This window comes from Corynebacterium sp. TAE3-ERU12 (assembly GCF_019209905.1).
Taxonomy (GTDB): domain Bacteria; phylum Actinomycetota; class Actinomycetes; order Mycobacteriales; family Mycobacteriaceae; genus Corynebacterium.
The window spans coordinates 110,516-127,576 of the sequence record NZ_JAHUTM010000003.1; the positions used below are offsets into that span (position 1 = coordinate 110,516).

Annotated in this window: 14 protein-coding genes; 2 read left to right on the forward strand and 12 right to left on the reverse strand. The window is 59.7% G+C overall.

Features of this window, described 5'->3' with window-relative positions; translation table 11 throughout:
- Nucleotides 1-51: 51 nt before the first annotated feature.
- The 4 genes from ppk2 to groL all read right to left on the reverse strand — a co-directional run bounded on the left by ppk2 (nucleotide 52) and on the right by groL (nucleotide 3,950).
- Entirely contained in the window at nucleotides 52-948 is an 897-nt protein-coding gene (gene ppk2 / locus KRX51_RS08470) for a polyphosphate kinase 2 (RefSeq protein WP_218362706.1), read from the reverse strand.
- A 75-nt stretch (nucleotides 949-1,023) separates the two neighbouring features.
- Complete coding sequence (locus KRX51_RS08475; protein WP_218362707.1) at nucleotides 1,024-1,398, reverse strand: GntR family transcriptional regulator; 375 nt, start codon at nucleotides 1,396-1,398, stop codon at nucleotides 1,024-1,026.
- On the reverse strand, nucleotides 1,395-2,144 hold the full coding sequence (locus KRX51_RS08480) for a hypothetical protein (protein ID WP_218362708.1): 750 nt from the start codon (nucleotides 2,142-2,144) through the stop codon (nucleotides 1,395-1,397). The genes KRX51_RS08475 and KRX51_RS08480 overlap by 4 nt, the downstream gene beginning before the upstream one ends.
- Nucleotides 2,145-2,321: 177 nt before the next feature.
- The gene (gene groL, locus KRX51_RS08485) at nucleotides 2,322-3,950 is read right to left on the reverse strand and encodes a chaperonin GroEL (protein WP_218362868.1); all 1,629 of its coding nucleotides are present in this window, start codon (nucleotides 3,948-3,950) and stop codon (nucleotides 2,322-2,324) included.
- A 232-nt stretch (nucleotides 3,951-4,182) separates the two neighbouring features.
- Here groL and KRX51_RS08490 point away from each other — a divergent pair, with 232 nt between their 5' ends.
- Both KRX51_RS08490 and KRX51_RS08495 read left to right on the forward strand, forming a co-directional pair.
- On the forward strand, nucleotides 4,183-5,559 hold the full coding sequence (locus tag KRX51_RS08490) for a dipeptidase (RefSeq protein WP_218362709.1): 1,377 nt from the start codon (nucleotides 4,183-4,185) through the stop codon (nucleotides 5,557-5,559).
- 236 nt (nucleotides 5,560-5,795) lie between these two features.
- Nucleotides 5,796-6,344: an acetyl-CoA acetyltransferase gene (locus KRX51_RS08495; protein WP_218362710.1), complete on the forward strand. Its 549-nt coding sequence runs from the start codon at nucleotides 5,796-5,798 to the stop codon at nucleotides 6,342-6,344.
- On the opposite strand, the gene KRX51_RS08500 is transcribed toward KRX51_RS08495, so the two are convergent.
- The 8 genes from KRX51_RS08500 to KRX51_RS08535 form a co-directional block, all read right to left on the reverse strand.
- Complete coding sequence (locus KRX51_RS08500; protein ID WP_218362711.1) at nucleotides 6,341-7,318, reverse strand: LCP family protein; 978 nt, start codon at nucleotides 7,316-7,318, stop codon at nucleotides 6,341-6,343. The genes KRX51_RS08495 and KRX51_RS08500 overlap by 4 nt on opposite strands.
- A gap of 85 nt (nucleotides 7,319-7,403) precedes the next feature.
- A complete protein-coding gene (locus KRX51_RS08505; protein WP_255549597.1) occupies nucleotides 7,404-8,474 on the reverse strand; it encodes a glycosyltransferase in 1,071 nt (356 codons plus the stop codon).
- A 217-nt stretch (nucleotides 8,475-8,691) separates the two neighbouring features.
- Nucleotides 8,692-9,873, reverse strand: coding sequence for a hypothetical protein (locus tag KRX51_RS08510; protein ID WP_218362713.1), 1,182 nt, complete (start codon nucleotides 9,871-9,873; stop codon nucleotides 8,692-8,694).
- A 123-nt stretch (nucleotides 9,874-9,996) separates the two neighbouring features.
- Nucleotides 9,997-11,250, reverse strand: coding sequence for a hypothetical protein (locus KRX51_RS08515; protein ID WP_218362714.1), 1,254 nt, complete (start codon nucleotides 11,248-11,250; stop codon nucleotides 9,997-9,999).
- 21 nt (nucleotides 11,251-11,271) lie between these two features.
- Nucleotides 11,272-11,805: a low molecular weight phosphatase family protein gene (locus KRX51_RS08520; protein WP_218362715.1), complete on the reverse strand. Its 534-nt coding sequence runs from the start codon at nucleotides 11,803-11,805 to the stop codon at nucleotides 11,272-11,274.
- Complete coding sequence (locus tag KRX51_RS08525; protein ID WP_218362716.1) at nucleotides 11,805-14,447, reverse strand: polysaccharide biosynthesis tyrosine autokinase; 2,643 nt, start codon at nucleotides 14,445-14,447, stop codon at nucleotides 11,805-11,807. The genes KRX51_RS08520 and KRX51_RS08525 overlap by 1 nt, the downstream gene beginning before the upstream one ends.
- Nucleotides 14,444-15,502 carry a glycosyltransferase gene (locus tag KRX51_RS08530; RefSeq protein ID WP_218362717.1) on the reverse strand — a complete coding sequence of 353 codons (1,059 nt, stop codon included), beginning with the start codon at nucleotides 15,500-15,502 and terminating at the stop codon, nucleotides 14,444-14,446. Before KRX51_RS08530 ends, KRX51_RS08525 begins: the two co-directional genes overlap by 4 nt.
- Complete coding sequence (locus KRX51_RS08535; RefSeq protein WP_218362718.1) at nucleotides 15,503-16,996, reverse strand: exopolysaccharide biosynthesis polyprenyl glycosylphosphotransferase; 1,494 nt, start codon at nucleotides 16,994-16,996, stop codon at nucleotides 15,503-15,505. It abuts the gene before it with no gap.
- Nucleotides 16,997-17,061 lie beyond the last annotated feature (65 nt).

Here is a 17,061-nt window from a genome sequence, read left to right on the forward strand (position 1 = left end):
CGCCCGGGACCGTGTGGGTCCCGGGCGTGTAGTTGGCTGGTGGGCCGGTGTTTAGTCGCCGATTTGGTCGCGACCGCGCTTGACGATCAGCGGGTCGGGCTGGGCGACGAGGTCGTGGTCCTTGCCGGTGTACTCGAACTTGGACAGCACGTAGCGCATGGCATTAATGCGGGCGCGTTTTTTGTCATTGGACTTAATAGTGATCCACGGCGACTCGTCGGTGTCGGTGTAGCGGAACTGTTCTTCCTTAGCGCGGGTGTAATCATCCCACTTGTCCAAGGAGGCCAGGTCCATTGGCGACAGCTTCCACTGCCGCACCGGATCAACCTGGCGGATAGCGAAGCGGGTGCGCTGTTCCTTCTGGGACACCGAGAACCAGAATTTGGTGAGCGAGATACCCGAGCCGAGGATCATATTTTCCAGCATCGGCACTTCACGCAGGAATTCTGCGTGCTGTGATTCGGTGCAGAAGCCCATGACCCGCTCCACGCCGGAGCGGTTGTACCACGAGCGGTCGAAGAAGACGATCTCGCCAGCGGCCGGGAAGTGTTCGATATAGCGCTGGAAGTACCAGGAGGTCGACTCACGCGGGGAGGGCTTTTCCAGTGCGACGGTGCGGGCACCGCGGGGGTTGAGGTGCTCGTTGAAGCGCTTGATGGTGCCACCCTTACCGGCGGCGTCTCGGCCCTCAAAGAGGATGATGTGCCGCTGGCCGGTGTCCTTGGTCCAGTTCTGCCACTTCAGTAGCTCGATCTGCAGTTTGCGCTTGATGGATTCGTACTCCGCGCGGCTCATCCGCTCGTCGTAGGGGTAACCATCGCGCCAGGTGTTGACGGGGGTTCCGTCGGGAGTGATCAGGACCGGATCATCATCGTCGGAGTCGTCGACGACATAACCCTCGGTCGCTGCTAGATCGACGATGTGTTCTTCCTCGTTATTCTCGGCCATACCTCTAGTTTACTCGCATCGTGGATGCAAAATTACGGTATGCCCACCACGGCTCATCTTTCTTTCGCACACTTGTCAGTCCCCCGGTAATTGGGTAGGCCAGACGCCCCGTAGCCGGACGATTGCGCGGTCTAGGTCATCACCGGCAGCGAGCGCTTGGGCGACATAATCACGCGCGGCCCGGTCCGGGTCAGGAGTTGCCGTGGCGGTGGCGGCCACGCGGGTGCCACCGCCTCGTCGGGAGACTGTCAGCCCCGCCGTGTCGAGTTCTTTGTACGCTCGGGCCACAGTTCCCGGAGCAAGGTCAAGGTCGCGGGCGAGTTGGCGCACCGACGGCAGCCGGTCGCCGACCTGCAGCACCCCGGAGGTAATCCGATCGGCGATCTGACGACGCAGCTGTTCAAAAGCCGGAGTGGGGTCCGCAGTGTTGATAGCAATCGCTGCGATCATTCCTTCAGCTCCTCCACCAAAGTGAACAGTGCCCATATCCATGCTCCACATAAACCGATGGTGATAGCACCCATGGGGACAAATAACGGGTTGGTGGCTGCGCAATCCGGGTAGCGGAAGGACATCAGCGCAGCAAGTGGAGCCGCGGAACCGCTGGCGGCGATCGTTGCTGACGCTGTGATGGTGCGTCCTGCGGTGCGGCGTAGTGCTTTGTCAACGTCGAGGAGTTCGACGGGTAGCGCGGGTCGCCGGTGCACAACGAGCACAGCGCTGACCGCAACGATGGCGCAGACGGCTAGCACGATGAGGATCGGCACCGCGTACCAACTACCTGGCCATGGCGTAGCGGTAGTAGTCGAGGCGTAGCCGAATTGATCCGGCTGGCAGTATGCGGTGATTGCACGCCCGGACCGGCCCATATCATCGGCGCTACCAGTATTGATACCGGTGAGCAGGACGACGGTGGCGGTGACGAATGAGCCGACCGCAAGCTGGATAGGCACCAGCCCGATATCACCCACGATGCTGCGCGCGGCGAGTGTTGCGGTGCGCACAGTGCCACGCTGACCGGTGATGGTGAGCGCAGCGACGATGGTGGCGATGAGAACACAGATCCCGAACAGTCCCGGGGCCAGGACAAGGACGCTACCAAGCCCTGAGATGAAGACTGCAGCCAACAACGCGATGATGCTGGCCACGGCAAGACCAATGCGTACAAACCTGGCGTGGCGTTGTAGTAGCGACATGCGTGTGACCTTCCCTTAAACTGCACGGTTTTGTACCACTGTATCAATACATTGATACAACGAGAGTCGATTGGCCCGCCGCCACACAAGCGAGCCACCCGCCCGCCACACGACAAGCGCCTCCCGGCTGACCCATGTCATCCGAGAGGCGCTTATGCGTAAAGCAAGCAACAGGGCTTACATCATGCCCATGCCGCCCATTTCGTCGCCGCCGGGCATAGCCGGGGCGGCGGGCTCGGGCTTATCAGCAACAACAGCCTCGGTGGTGAGGAACAGCGCGGCGATAGAAGCAGCGTTCTGCAGCGCCGAACGGGTCACCTTCACCGGGTCGTTAATGCCAGCATCCATCAGGTCGACGTACTCGCCGGTGGAAACGTTGAGGCCCTCACCCTTATTCAGGCCAGCAACCTTCTCGACCACAACGCCGGCCTCAAGACCAGCATTGAGGGCGATCTGGCGCAGCGGGGCGGCCAGAGCGGCGCGGACGATGCGCACACCGGTGGCTTCGTCGCCTTCCAGGCCCAGCTCGTCGTCAAGCACATGCGAGGTCTGCAGCAGTGCGGAACCGCCGCCGGCCACGATGCCCTCTTCGACAGCAGCCTTGGCGTTGCGCACCGCGTCCTCGATGCGGTGCTTGCGCTCCTTGAGCTCGACCTCGGTGGCGGCGCCGGCCTTGATGACGGCAACGCCACCGGCCAGCTTGGCCAGGCGCTCCTGCAGCTTCTCGCGGTCGTAGTCGGAGTCGCTGTTCTCAATCTCGGCGCGGATCTGGTTGACGCGACCTTCGATGGCGGACTGTTCGCCGGCGCCTTCGACGATGGTGGTCTCGTCCTTGGTGACCACAACCTTGCGGGCGCGGCCCAGCAGCGGCAGGTCAGCGGTCTCGAGGGAGAGACCGACCTCTTCGGAGATGACCTGGCCGTTGGTGAGGATGGCCATGTCCTGCAGCATTGCCTTGCGGCGGTCGCCGAAGCCCGGGGCCTTGACGGCGACGGACTTGAAGGTGCCGCGGATCTTGTTCACCACGAGGGTGGACAGGGCTTCGCCCTCGACGTCCTCGGCGATGATCAGCAGCGGCTTGCCGGACTGCATGACCTTCTCCAGCAGCGGCAGCAGGTCCTTGATATTGCCGATCTTGGAGGAGACCAGCAGGATGTACGGGTCTTCCAGGACGGCTTCCTGGCGCTCCATATCGGTGGCGAAGTAGGCCGAGATGTAGCCCTTATCGAAGCGCATACCCTCGGTCAGTTCGAGGTCGAGGCCGAAGGTGTTGGCCTCCTCGACGGTGATGACGCCTTCCTTGCCGACCTTGTCCATGGCGGTGGCGATGAGCTCACCGATATGCGGGTCAGCGGCGGAGATACCAGCGGTAGCAGCGATCTGCTCCTTGGTCTCGATGTCCTTAGCGGTGGACAGCAGCTCGTCGGTGACGGCCTTGACGGCCTTCTCGATGCCGCGCTTGATGCCCATCGGGTTGGAACCAGCAGCAACGTTGCGCAGGCCCTCAGACACGAGTGCCTGGGCGAGCACGGTTGCGGTGGTGGTGCCGTCGCCAGCGACGTCGTCAGTCTTCTTGGCGACCTCCTTGACGAGCTCGGCACCGATCTTTTCGTAGGGCTCTTCGAGATCGATTTCGCGCGCAATGGACACACCGTCGTTGGTGATCAGCGGGGCACCCCACTTGCGCTCCAGCACGACGTTGCGGCCCTTGGGGCCGAGGGTCACCTTAACGGCGTCGGCCAGAGTGTTCAGGCCGCGCTCGAGACCGCGGCGGGCCTCTTCGTCGAATGCGATGGTCTTGGCCATGAGGCTAAGTTCCTCCATTGATTGGCTGGCGCCTTACGGTGCCGGTCGGGCGCCCGCGACGGCACGGTTCCGGCGTTGCGCCATCCGGAACCTCACCTAACCGGCTGAGTACATTTATTCACGCTCGACCAGCGCCACTGCTGGCACTTAATGATCGAGAGTGCTAATGCTCGTTTCTAGCACTCCACCCTGCTGAGTGCAAGACAACGCGGCGCCAACCTAGACTGGCCCCATGACGAATCCAAGCGCTCCCGACGCCCAGCTCACCGAGACCCTGCGCGGGCATATCGCCGGCGATCTCGACCAGGTACGTCAGCAGCTCACCACCCTGATCGCACACCCTTCCGTGCACGGGGCTGATATGGCTGCCTGCCGCGCAGCCGCCGACGATGTCATTGCCATGTTCGCCGAGATCGGTCTTGAACTAGAGGCGCATGAAACCTCCGATGGTTCCCTCGCCCTCACCGGCCACCACCCCGCCCCCGAAGGCATGCCGACGGTATTGCTCTACGCGCACTACGACGTGCAGCCCGCCGGCGATGAACAGGAGTGGACCAGCAGCCCCTGGGAACTCACCGAACGCCATAACCGCTGGTACGGGCGTGGCACGGCTGACTGCAAGGGCAATATCACGATGCACCTGGCTGCACTGCGGGCCTTGTCGGCAGCAGGCAAGCCGTGGCCGGGAATCCGAGTTGTCATCGAGGGCTCTGAGGAGCGCGGCTCAGCTGGTCTGCACGATCTGGTTGCACAGCGCCCGGAGCTTTTCGCTGCGGACACCATTCTCATTGCCGATGTGGGCAATGTGGCCGTCGGCCAGCCGACCTTGGTCACCGCGCTGCGCGGCACTGCCGATGTGGATATCGCGGTGCAATCGCTGGCCTCGCCGGTGCATTCGGGTGCTTTCGGCGGCGCCGCCCCGGACGCTTTGGCCACTCTGATCCGGCTGCTGGATTCGCTATACGACGAGCACGGCGTCACCACCATTGACGGTCTGCAGTGCGCTGGCACCTGGGCTGGCCAGGCCTATGACCCGCAGGCCTTCCGCACCGACGCAGGCGTCCAGGATGGGGCTTGTCTGCTCTCGGAGCGTTCCGAGGCAACGATCGCCGATTTGCTCTGGGCACGGCCGGCGGTGACCGTGACCGGCATTGATTGCCCGCCGGCGACGAATGCGGTCAATGCCATCCCGGCGAATGTAAGCGCCCACCTGAATCTCCGCGTGCCAGCTGGCATGGACCCGCAGCAGGCGCAGGACGCGTTGATTGCGCACTTGGAGAAGCACATGCCAGCAACGGGAGTGTTGACGGTGGAGCCGGGTGCGGTGGCGGCCCCGTTTGCGTCGGACACTTCTGGCCCGGCAATCCAACAGTTGGAGGCGTGCTTGTCGGCAAGCTATGGCCAACCGACGGTGTATTTCGGCCAGGGTGGTTCCATTCCGCTGTGTGCAACGTTGCTGGAGGCGATGCCGGACGCGGATCTGGCGCTCTTTGGCATTGAGGAACCGCAGTGCCGGATCCACTCGGCGGATGAGTCGGTGGACCCCAATGAAATCCGGGATATTGCGGTTGCTGAGGCCCTATTCCTGGCGACTATGAGCAGTGAATAGCAGCAGTGGCGTCTTGCACGGCGGGCGTCATTGCTCTACGGTGCAACCCATGCAGCTGAATTTCCGACGGCGAGTAGCAGAGGCTACGAACCCGGGCGGGGGCCTGGACTGACCCCTCCGCCTGGGTCTCTGGCCGTATCTGCCTCGAGAAGCCTGCGTCGGTCCGCCCCATTCACTGACGCCCCTGGTACAGCACTGCTTTGCTGCCGCTATCCGCGAAGGACCGGAACTTTCCGATGATTTCAGCCCGCACTCATAAGAGCACCTCTACGACCACTACATTCCGTAGTTACGAACCGAAACCGACGATGAATGATGGTGCCCGTACATTCGCCGAGGACCCTTTCCGCGCCCGTTTCGGCCATCGCTTGCCGCGCGGTTTGCGCCAAGAGGCCCGCGGCATGGACTGGCGGACGTTCATGTCCACCTACTCCCCCACCGAAGGCCCCCTGACCATCAAGGAGTTCACCGCCGCGCGCGGTGTGGCCGGCCGGTGTACTTTCTCTGCCACCATCGTCGATGGCCTTGGCACTGACCAAGAGCGCACGGTGCATTCCGAAATTACGGCGATGGGGCCGGTGTCGGCGGTGACGAATCTGCTTGCCGACGTGGGGTACCGCGTGGAGATCGCCGAGTTCCACCAGTTCGAGATTTTTGAGGCCACGGCGACGTTCATCTACGCCGAGCACAATAATTCCCGGGTGTGGACGATGGGCTTCGGGCAGACCCCGGAGATGGCCACGATGACCGCTATGGTCTGCGCGGCCAACCGCCTGCACGACTAGTTCGGCAGCGGTTTATCCGTCTTCAGCGCCTCCCACAGCGCATCGGCACCGGGGGCAGGCACCAGGTTGGCGCCGTCACCGGCCGGGTTGACCGGCATGACCTGACTGTTGAGTTCACCGCTTTTCAGTGTGCCCACAATCCGACGGGCATTACCGCCGGTGAAAAGCCGCTGGTCGGTGACCATGCGGGGCCCAAGGTCGCTGACCAACTTCATCAAAGATGGGATATCGCCGACGGAGAAACTCCCCAGCCGCTTGGCTATGGCCTGCACCACGGCGCGCTGCCGCTCCAGGCGGGACAGATCGGAGTTGTCTTGGACGCCCACGCGAGTTTGAGAGAACGCAACGGCGGTGTCCCCGGAGATGATCTGGCAGCCTTCCTGCACCCCAGCAAAACCGGCGGCTTGGTCAGCGGTGACGCATAGTTCAACATCGCCGAGTCCATCAACGACTTCGCCGATGGTTTCCAGGTCCATCACAACTGACCCTGCGATATCGACGCCGGTGTGCTTTTCGATTGTTTCCTTAGAGCAGCGCAGGCCGAAAAGGGACGGGATATCGACTGCTTCTTCTGAGGCGCCGTAGGCGTATGCCGCGTTGAGTTTCGTTTTCTCCGGTTCGGTGGTTTTACCGCTGGGAAGTTTGCAGGCGGGAATATCGACCAGGAGGTCGCGCGGGAGCTGCACGATATCGATAGATTTCCGGTCCAGGACGCGCACGAGTGCCATTGAGTCGGTGCGGCCCACATCGGAGCTTTGGTCGTGGCGGGTATCGCGCACCATCATCAAGTACACGGGTGCGTGGCTATCGCCACCGTTTCCTGCACTGTCGCCGGAGGCATTCGCGGGCCCATCATCAAAAGCGAGCCACAGTACGAGGCCGCAGGAGGCCACGCCACACAGAATGATGACCGAAATAATGACGATGAGCGCTAGACGCAGCGCCGAAGCTACTCCAGACCGCGACTTAGCCATCTCTGCTCCCTCGATAGATTGTGTGTACTGATGTCATGACACCACAGAAACGCTGTTCACACAGGCAGGTGTTGGTGCCGGGGGCTTATTTCCGGGCCCGCACCTGTTCATAAAGAGCGAAATATTTATCGATCATGGCCTCTTCAGTGCTGTTGTGAGCAATATCGCGGCCTGCGGCAATACGTTCCTCAACGTTCGGGCCGCCCGCCATAATTTCTTTGAGGGCAGCAGCGATTGAGTCTGGGTTTTCGGCGTCGATAATCCACGCAGAATCATCATTGACGACGTCAGTGATACCGGGCACATCCGAAGCGACCACTGGCAGACCAACATCGAGATGTTCCAGAACCGCCAGTGAGAACCCCTCTCCCCGAGAAGTGACAATCGCGGCATCAGCTGCTGCGGTGTACGACCGCACATTGGATACCGCACCCGGCAGTTTCACACGATCCGATACACCAAGTTCAGCGATTTGTTGCTCTAGGATTGCGCGCTGGTCCCCCTCACCGAAAATCACCAACGACGCCTCAGGCACCTTCGGCATCGCCGCGATGGCTAATTGCCAGCGTTTCATGGTGACGAGCCTGCCGACGCCAACAATGATCGGAGAATCCGGATCGACGTCGAATTTTTGGGCACATTCCGCGCGGGAGATCGCCGCTGGGGCCGGCGATATTCCGTTCGTGATCACGGTGTGCTCATTGAGACCAAAGCGGCTCAATTCCGCTCCGATACACGGGCTGCACACCGTTACTTTGCCTCGGAGCTTAAAAGCGTGGCCGATAAAAGCTTCACGCCGGTAGTCGCCTTCTTCATTGCCGTGCAATGTTCCAATAAGACCCGGTGCGCGCAGGCCAAGTGCCATCAATGCGGCCAGCATCATGGTCGGGTTATGCGCGTGGATCACATCCGGCTGAAAACTGCGGATAATGCGGCGGATCTCTGCGACGAGTTTGGGCAGGCGTTTGATATCGCGTCCGACTTGCGGCAGATCAAACCAGTAATCGGCCCGGTCCTGGAATTTTGGGGTCCACTTGCCAGGAGACATGGCCACTGCCGTGCTATCACCACGCTTTCGTGACCTGTCTAAAAATGACAGGATCATGACCTCGACACCACCGAAATCGGCAGTTGGGTTGAGGTGAAGAACTCTCATCGGCGGAGTTGTCACAGTGTGGTCCTTCTATACGTACACGAGATTTCGGGGCGTCATTGCGATGCCTCCCGGGTTCATATTCAGCACAGCTGGCGGATGCTCTGTACGAGGGCGGGAATATGTCATTTCTGCAGATAACGATACCTACTGGCCCAAGCGCCTGCAGGATGCGAGGGCATATTCCGCCACCAACGATGAGCTACACATTAACCCGCGGCTATTCAGAAACCTCCTGGTAGCCCAGGTCGATCATCATCTGATGTGTCGCGGCAACCATGGTGTCCATCATGTCGTCGGGCACAAAGGCCGATAACACGAACTGGCAGCGTGAACCGGTCTCATAGAGGTTGGCGGCAATAAGCCCCGGAATAGCGGGGTGCCCCGCCAATACGCTCGGGGTCCCTTCCGGGAAACGCGTATGTGTCCAGTTCGTCTCGAGGTTCCGCGTCGGGGCAGGCCCGGACAGCGGCTCAGTACCAATACGCATTTCCTCGTGAGTGCGAAAAGCTCCCCATAATTGGCGCACCAGCTGCGGAATGGAGCTGATACCTGCCCGAATGAGCGGGAATGCGGACCGGGCGCGGGACTGAGTCTTTGCGACTGCGGCATCGAGATCATCGTCGGTGGACATCCGCATCCTTGTGGGAGCATTGCCGGTGCGGCGGTGCAGCATTGGGTGCATCGGGCGCAAACTGACCAGAATCCACGAGTCCAGCGGATGCAATGTGCCTTCGGGTAGCGCGTTTTTCAACGCCAGCCGCCAGGAGATGCCGCGCCTAATAACTCCAGGCTGACGGCGGTCTTCATGTGGCCAGATGTAGTTGGAAACGAGATAGTGGGCGCGGCCTGGCGCCAGAGCGTAGTCCTCGACTGGTTGTTTGGAGCGTTCCTCCCGGACGATGGCGCGGCAGGACTTCCATGCGGTCTTTGGCTGTGCAATCGCTGCGGTTAACGCGGCCCGAATGACCGCAGTGAGAGTGAATGGAGTCTTAGACAGCCCACTGTCATCACTGGGGTCGAAGGGTTCGCCCAGCCCGTACATACAGTACGGCTTCAGGGTGTCGAGCACGGTCGGGCTATCACCACGCTTATGCGAGTTGGCGCTCATAATGAAGCGGCCACACCGGGCTAGCAGCAGCTCATCGATGGATAGGCCACCTCGTTCGTGGAGGTAGCGGTGCATCTCCGCGAGGCAGTCCGCCGGATCGGTGCGGTCGGGCAGCTCGGCGAAATGAACCTCGATACCGGGGATCGACGACCGGATACATGAGGTAATCAGCCCTTGGCTTACCCCACCAAACCCAGGTAACTCGTGTCCTTCCGGGCAGTGCAGCATGGACACACTAATCACACCGTCCCACCGACGGTCCAGCACTAACCGGCGCAGGCCGAGCTGCATGGTGTCACACCCCTATATAGGTAATCATCATTAACGCATCGTTTTAACTATGAACACGATTTAAGTAAAGGGTATAGCAGGAACCGGCAGCTGCTAAAGACCACACCTGCCGATTAGGGGAACTCACTGAGCAACTGGCTCCTTCCGTTCCAACCAATCCGGCAAGGGATCAGAGGTGCGCAAATTGACGTGCCCCCGCAAAGCCAACATGACCAAGCCCAGGAGCAATGCCGCCATCACCACGGAGTGGATCGCGATATAAATAATGGCCAGCTGGTTGGTGATCACCAAAAGCACAATGGCGGCTGTCGCAGCGCGCAACACACACCAGTAGGCCATGTACTGCACCGCCCCCATCAGCAGCAAAAACTTGTAAATGGCGGCAAGCGAAAATATCGCGAAACAGTGGCACACCATCGCCAGGATGAAGCTCCACTCCACCGAGAAATCCTTGCTGATGGACAACACAATGATCGTGGCCGGCACAGTCACAATCGCAGCCACCGCAGCCAACCCACCAGATAGCGCCACTGAGGTACGGACCGTGCGGCTCACGTCTTCGCGGGTACCACTGCGCACCGCCCGCGCAAGGTTCATATCAAGTCCTGGTGCAACGAGCATGCCGAAGGTGGTCATCACACCACCAGCAATGCGCTGCAGACCGGACCACACAATGCCCGCCCCACTGGTGACACCGACCGTCGAGACAGATAGCGACGAGACCTGCGAGCCAAAGATATCGATCGCCGAGCTCACAATGGCTGTCTTATGAGTGCGGATATAGCTGAAAGTCTCCACCACCGGGGTCTCATTCCACGAGCGCAACACCCGCGCGCGCATCACGGAAACACCGACGAGCCAGCCCACCACATACGACAGCACACCGGTGGCGGCCAGCGCTTCTTTCCAATCAGTGACCATCGAAATGGCCGCCACTGACACCAGGCTTGTCAAGCCATAAATCAGCCGCACCCGCGCGTACAGCTTGTACTGGGCACGACGCACGAACATGGAGTTCACGATCTCGTAAAAGACCATGGCCACAGACATGGCGATGCTCCACACGACGATATCGACGAAGGCCGAGTCCCGGACAATGAGAACACCGGCACCAACGGTCGCAATAGCTGCGGCACACAGTGTTGTCCGAACCGTCGCGGTGACCGCACCGGGGGCGTCAGCGTCGGAAAGCACCGGGTAAATACCAGGGAATGCCAGCCCACAGATGCGGGCGCTAATAGAGGCAATCGCCGAGACAACAACAACGAAGCCGACCTGATCCATCCGGCCCAGAGCCATCGGGATAAGCATCGCGCCGAAGGTAGCGACCTGGGAGATAATGCCGGTGCCGACGCCAGCAAAATTGGCGAAGTTCACCCTTCTGCCCAGAACAAGCATCTAAGACTCCCGAACAACTACTGGCAGTACCTCAGCTAAGGCAGCCGAGATGATATCGACACTGCGCTGGCACACGTCCCGGTCTTTGCCATAAGGGTCCGCAATCCCCCAATCCTGATCGGAAAGCACCCCACGGGCCACAGTGCTGAAATCGGCGAGACTATTGACGTAGCCATGCTCGGCCAAGGCCGCGGCGCGGCGAAGCAAAAACACCCGCCGGAACATCGCCGGCTGGATACGCACCACCGCATCACGATGATGTTCTTCCATACACAGCACCAGATCGGCTTTGCGGACATCCGCGCCAGTGAGTCGACTGGCGCAGAAACCGTCGGTAGGCACACCACGTTGCTGCAGAATATCGGCGATCGTCGCCTCTACTGGTTCTCCGCTGAGCCCATAGACTCCGGCACTGGCGAACTCGAGTGGGGCGTTATGCTCGCGGGCCCACTGCGCCGAGATCACCTCAGCTGCCGCGGACCTGCAAATATTGCCGGTGCAGACAAACAGGATTCGTGGGGTAGCTGCGGACATCAGCGCTTAGCCCGGACTGCCCGGCGACCCGAGCTGCTGGTGTCCTTCGAATAAGCCGAGTAGTGGTAGCCGTGGCGGCTGCCCTCCGGCACCCGGTTGAGTGCAGTACCCACCAGGTGCGCGTTGACGGTATCGAGGATGTTCTTGGAATCACGGATTTGTTCGTAGGTTGTCTCACCATGCCGCACCACCAGAATCGCTGCCTGCGCAGAGGCCGCCAGCAACGAACCATCGGTGACCGGCAGCAGCGGCGGGCTGTCCACAATGACGTAGTCATAACGGCCAGCCAGTTCATCAAGCAACGCGCGACAAGCATTCGAGGCAAGCAACTCCGCCGGGTTCGGCGGGATCATGCCACTCGCGATGATGTCGAAGGAACGCTCCGAGTAATTCTGGATCGCATCATTGATGCTGATATCGCCGGCGAGGATGGTGGACAGGCCCACCGAGCCCTCGATCGCAGGCCCAATCGACCGGGCCACCCGGGGGCGGCGCAGGTCACCGTCGATAAGCAGCACCGAGTGGCCCTCAGCGGCAAGTGATGATGCCAGGTTCAGTGCGACAGTGGTCTTGCCCTCACCCTGGACAGAACTGGTGATGGCGATAATCTTCGGCGGCTTATCAACGTCGACGAAGCGCAGGTTGGTGCGCAATGCACGGATACCTTCGACCGCCGGGGTGATATCGGTGCGGTAATCCGGCAACCGACCAGTACCGAGCTGCGGGTTAACGGGAACCTCACCAAGCACCGGCACCCCGGCGATATCTTCGACATCACTACGCGAGGACACAGTGCGGTCGAGCAAGGTGGTCACAGCGATAGCAATCACAGCTGCGAGCAGACCGAAAATACCCCCCAGCACAGTGTTGAGGACGTACTTCGGCGACGACGGTTCCGAAGGCACCTCAGCGGTATCAGTGATCGTCATCGAGGTAAACGGCTCGGTGCTGACGTTGGTGTTTTGCATCGGAGCGCCGGTCACCGGGTCAATCCACTGCTGGGTGTCCTGGACGGCGTACACATCGAGCTCACTGACCATCGCCTTGAGCTGCTTAGCAGCAACATCAGAGATCTGACGGGCCTGCTCAGGGTCCTCCGCGGTGGCAGAAAGCTGGAAAATCACCGTCTGGGGAGTTGGCTCTCCCTCCAGCATCTCCTGCATTTCACTCTTGGTGTAATCGAGGTTGAGTTCATCGATCACACGACCGATCAGCACATCGCCTTTGACGAGCTCCGCGTAGGAAGCCAAACGCTGCTGGAAGAACTCCGACTGCGCGAAGAGCTGCGAGTCACCGGTCTTCGACGGCGCCGCGGTCACAAAGATATCCGTGGTCGCTGTGTATTTCTTCGGCATCAGCATGGAGATACCGAAGCCAATAGCGGCGAAAATCACTGCAGAGAGCACAATGCCCCACCACAGTCGGCCTAGTGCGGACAGAACCCGATTCCACATCCGGTCTCCGCTTTCGGAAACATTGTCCGACATCGTCGCTCCCATCGTCGTTACTTCAGAATTATTATGCATTTCAAAAACAGCGGCATCTGAAGCGTCCGGCGCACGCGCCGCAATCGCCAGAATTACCAGGGGGAAAATCGGCGTCATATGGCGCAAAAACGAACCAAAATCTGGCTCAAATAGCGCCTGCACCGACAAGAAAGCCAAAGTCAGCATCAGCGCGCGCGCCACATACCCAGTCGGTCGACTATCGCGGTACTGCCACAGCGCCTGCGCAAAAAGCGCCCACACCATCACAATGAATAGTGCAGACACAACGTGATACGGGGTACCGAGCATAAACAGCGGGACCGGAATGACCAGCGCAAAAAGAGTCAAAACAACGTTGACCACACCACCGAGTGGCTCAGGCCAATCCACAAAGCGCTCAATCAGCGTGTTGACCTCAACACTGCGGTATTCATTAACCGTCAAACGAGCAAAGTCCGCCGGGTTGCCGGTACCAACCCAGATGGCAAAACCAGTCAGCGCTGTTGTGGCAACAACCACAGCCCACATCCACTTGGAAAAACCACGGATGAGGATCAGTATGCGAAAAACCGCGTAAACGGCGGCGACGATCATCCAGTAACTGCGGAACCAGTAACCGAATGCGAACATCACGGCGACTGCGGCGATCTCTCCGCGTAATCCCCGCGGCAACAGCAATACCAACAGCACCGTCGCGGCGACCATGAGTTCCTTGGTGAAGGTGCCCATGAAGATCGCTGCCAGCACCAGTGTGGCCGCGATAAAACCAAGCGCATAAATGCCCCGCGGCACACGCCCAGCCCGCCACAGTGCCACAAAGACGGCCGCAGCGAGAATGGAGTAACTCAACAACCCGGCAGCAACTGTATCCGCACCGGAAAATCCCAATGTTCGGTACACATTGGCAATGACCGCATACGACCCGTAATCCTCCAAACTGAGGATGAAGGGGTAATCAAGCAGGTAGCCGATACCAATCGCATCCAAATCGAAACGACGCGGCAAAATAAAACTACGCAGCAAAATCAGTGGCACCGGCAGCACCACTGCGACCAAAAGCAGCGCGAACACTCCCGACGGCAACTGCCGTAAAGACTGCCGTGGTTGAGCTACCTGCCGGGTAGCTAAACGTTGCGATGGCGGGATTGAACTCATGCGGCCAACTCAGCACCTGCGACGCCGTAAAGGCTCACCAAACTCTTCCGCAACGCGGATTCACTATAGAGTTCGCGCACCTCAGCCCAACTGGCAATAACCGAGTCCGGGTTATCCAGGGCTGTCAGTACAGCGGAAACGGCTTGGTCCCGGTCGTCGTAACGGACCTGGGCGGGACATTCAAACAGTGGGGCAATATTTGGCACCACCGTCGGAATGCCAAGTGCCAACGCTTCTAATACCGCCGCCGGGAAACCATCATGGCTAGCGGAGTGTAGGTACACCGAGAATTTCGATACTTCCTCAATAACCTGCTCATGCGACATCCAACCGGACACGCTCACGCCCGCGTCCTCTAGGCACGCCCGCAGACCCGCATCACCATCACCGATCCACCGCATCTGAATATCAGGGCGGATCTGTTTCAGCGACCGGGCCACCGCTGCAAAAAGGTGCGGGTTGCGCTGGATAGAAATACGTCCAGCCATCCCCACTACCGGAGGTGCGCTGGGATTCCAGCGTGCCCCGCACAGTTCGTCGGCAAGCACTGCATTACGCACAATACGGCGGCGAATAAAGGGGTTGACCGTCGATAAAGTGCGGTCCTCAAATGACGAGCAGGCCGCAAAAGTCCCAGTCAGTGGGGACACTATGGTTTCGACGGTGCGGTAGAAAAAACGATTCAGAGCAGGGCTGGCGGGATCATTGAGTGCTATGCCATGCGGGGTGTACACAATCTTTCGCCGCACCCCAGGCAACCAGCCCGCACCAAGACGCGCATAACAACCAGCGAAACTCGAATGCGCATGAATAACGTCGGGCTGTAATCGACGAACCTGTTTAGTTACCTCCGCGATCGCGCGGCCGTGACCTATCGGCAAATGCAGAATTTCATCGAAAGTTTCCGGGTCCGGGCTGTATTCACCATCAGCGCGGCGCGCATTCGCCAACAGCACATGCCGCGCCTCGGGGACAAGAGCCGTGTAGCGCTCCAGCATTGACTGCACACCACCGGCGTAGCACTCGGAGATATGCAGAACAGTTGGCTGGGTCATTTAATACGCTCCGTCCGAACTCAGTACCGCTTTGAAAGTGCGAGCAAGGATCGACAGATCCAAGCCGATTGTCCAGTTGTCGATATAGAGAAGGTCTAAAGAGATAGCCTCCGCAGCGCTGAGGCGAGAACGCCCCGAGACCTGCCAAAGCCCAGTGATACCCGGCAGCACCGTCAACCGCATCCAGGCATCGCGGTCATACTCAATAATTTCGCGCTCCAGCGGCGGGCGCGGCCCGACGAGGGACATGGTGCCGCCGATCACGTTGAACAGCTGCGGCAACTCATCAATGCTGTAGCGGCGGATGAACTTGCCCACCCGAGTGACGCGGGGATCGTTTTCCATTTTGAACAGCAATACGCTGCCATCACCGTGCTTCTTAATGAGGGCATCGGCTTTTTGGTCAGCATCGACACACATGGACCGGAATTTCCACATGCGGAACAGTTCGCCATGTTTGCCTAGCCGTGGCGCCCGATAAAACACAGGCCCACCATCGCCTAGCTTCACGGCGAGCGCGGTAATAATCAGCAGCGGGGACAGCAGAATCACTAGCAGCACTGCGACGACGATGTCGAAAATGCGCTTGAAGAAGCCATTGGCGCCGATATTCCCCGGCCGAATGATTTTCATCAGCGCCATCGTGCCGACCCGCGCGGCACGGACACGCTGCGGATTCGCGGCAACCAGGTTCGGGTACAGGAATACCGAAATACCCAGCGGCGCAAAAGTCCAGCTCATCCGACGCAGCCAGGTCTGACCGATTCTGCCCGGGCACATGACAAAAACATGGTCAACGCCCAATTCAATAAAAGTATCTGCAGTCAGTGCAGCGCGGCCAGGGACAATAACACTTCCATCGGGATTTTCTAGCGTCACACTGTCCCCGTCACGGTCTTCGATGACGAGGTAGGCGACAACATTCATCTCCTCACGAATATTGCGCCATTCCGGTGAGCAAAATTCGCGGATCTGGTCTCTGGTACACACCAGCACTTGGCGGCCAATGGAGGTGCCCATGATGCGTTTGAGCACCATAGGCTGCAGGAATAAGTGATTGAAAATAAGGAGCACGAACCCAATGGGCACTGAGACCAAAATAAACGGCCGCAGGAAGTCCCATTGCAACGCTACGGCCAAAACCGAGGGCACACACAGAGTGATCAGGGTGGCCTCAAAGATGCGGCGACTGAGCATTTGCCGGTCGCGGTACACATCATCATCGAAAATCTCGCGGGTACGCAGCACCAGCAACCACAACACAACAAACGCGGTCGCCAGCACTAATGAGCTCAATAAGGAGATATCGTTACTTGGTGCAACCGCGTAATGCTCCGGCGCCAGGAAGCGAAGGAGTACTACCACTGCAACGCTGAGCAATAACCCGGCAACATCAAACATCAAGATAGAGTCAGCTACCCGACGCCGGGCCCGATGACGTCGATCTGCCCCATTGACTGGTGAATACCCACTGAGGTGGTCCCAGTCCTGCACTTCTTCCAATATTTCGTGGTTACCCATCCCGAAGCCAGAGCTCTGAGGGGAGCTGTTATGCAGCG

Bases quoted from the DNA above. Each gene is read 5' to 3' on its own strand.
- KRX51_RS08525 (WP_218362716.1), bottom strand. From the start codon at position 14,447: ATGAGTTCAATCCCGCCATCGCAACGTTTAGCTACCCGGCAGGTAGCT.
- KRX51_RS08505 (WP_255549597.1), bottom strand. From the start codon at position 8,474: ATGAGAGTTCTTCACCTCAACCCAACTGCCGATTTCGGTGGTGTCGAG.
- KRX51_RS08480 (WP_218362708.1), bottom strand. From the start codon at position 2,144: ATGTCGCTACTACAACGCCACGCCAGGTTTGTACGCATTGGTCTTGCC.
- KRX51_RS08475 (WP_218362707.1), bottom strand. From the start codon at position 1,398: ATGATCGCAGCGATTGCTATCAACACTGCGGACCCCACTCCGGCTTTT.
- KRX51_RS08490 (WP_218362709.1), top strand. From the start codon at position 4,183: ATGACGAATCCAAGCGCTCCCGACGCCCAGCTCACCGAGACCCTGCGC.
- groL (WP_218362868.1), bottom strand. From the start codon at position 3,950: ATGGCCAAGACCATCGCATTCGACGAAGAGGCCCGCCGCGGTCTCGAG.
- KRX51_RS08495 (WP_218362710.1), top strand. From the start codon at position 5,796: ATGATTTCAGCCCGCACTCATAAGAGCACCTCTACGACCACTACATTC.
- ppk2 (WP_218362706.1), bottom strand. From the start codon at position 948: ATGGCCGAGAATAACGAGGAAGAACACATCGTCGATCTAGCAGCGACC.
- KRX51_RS08510 (WP_218362713.1), bottom strand. From the start codon at position 9,873: ATGCAGCTCGGCCTGCGCCGGTTAGTGCTGGACCGTCGGTGGGACGGT.
- KRX51_RS08520 (WP_218362715.1), bottom strand. From the start codon at position 11,805: ATGTCCGCAGCTACCCCACGAATCCTGTTTGTCTGCACCGGCAATATT.
- KRX51_RS08530 (WP_218362717.1), bottom strand. From the start codon at position 15,502: ATGACCCAGCCAACTGTTCTGCATATCTCCGAGTGCTACGCCGGTGGT.
- KRX51_RS08500 (WP_218362711.1), bottom strand. From the start codon at position 7,318: ATGGCTAAGTCGCGGTCTGGAGTAGCTTCGGCGCTGCGTCTAGCGCTC.